The following is an 862-nucleotide window of genomic DNA, read 5'->3' as shown; positions in this document are numbered from 1 at the left end:
AGGGAACATCGCCTTTGCAGGGAACGCCGGGGAGGCCCACAACATCACAGTCACCATCCTTGACGATGACTTTATCGAGAGCAGCGAGGAACTGTCCATCGCACTTTCCAACCTTTCAACCGGGCTCATCTCCATTGTGGGCGCCAACGCGACCGGTACCATAAACGACAACGACGGTAGGGCCGGGAACGGGGTTCAATTCGATATCACCAACATCGATATTGATGAAGATGCCGGAACCGTTTCAGTACCTGTGAGTCTTAATGTGAACGTACAGGACGAATTTACAGTTGAGTTTTATACCACAAATGGTACGGCCCAAGATGGATTTGACTATACTGGAGTTCCTCAAAACACCCAAGTTTTAACTTTTGGAGGTGTCAACAGTAACAACCAAAACATTATCATTCCGATTATTGATGATATCATTATTGAAAGTAGCGAAGACTTCCAGGTCATCCTGACCAATATTTCAACAACATTGGTAAATATCCTGGCTAACGATACGGCTACAATCAATATTATTGACAATGATGGAAACGAAGGTTATCCAACTGATATTACATTGGAAGCTTGTGATACAATTCCAACTGCAGAAGTAATTACAGTAAACAGTACCTGTACAACCACAGTGGATTTTAACGAGTCCATTACAGGACAGGATGATGGCTGCGCCATGGATTATACCATTACGCGCACATGGACCTTTACAGATTGTGTTGGAAACATTCGTGAGCATGTACAGGTTATCACAATAATTGATACCCAAGCTCCTACATTCGTGGAGGCCTTGCCAATGGATGCTACAGTTTCTTGTGACAATGTTCCAGCTGCCGATATCTTAACTGCCATTGATAGCTGC

1 protein-coding gene is annotated in these 862 nt (G+C 44.1%); it reads left to right on the top strand.

What is annotated here, in order from left to right; translation table 11 throughout:
- Positions 1-862, top strand: an 862-nt coding sequence (locus M3P07_RS17700; RefSeq protein WP_284042200.1) for a Calx-beta domain-containing protein, incomplete at both ends; no start/stop codon positions are given.

The organism is Flagellimonas myxillae (genome assembly GCF_023502235.1).
In the GTDB taxonomy this organism is placed as follows: Bacteria; Bacteroidota; Bacteroidia; order Flavobacteriales; family Flavobacteriaceae; genus Flagellimonas; species Flagellimonas myxillae.
This window is presented reverse-complemented; position numbering and strand designations above follow the sequence as displayed.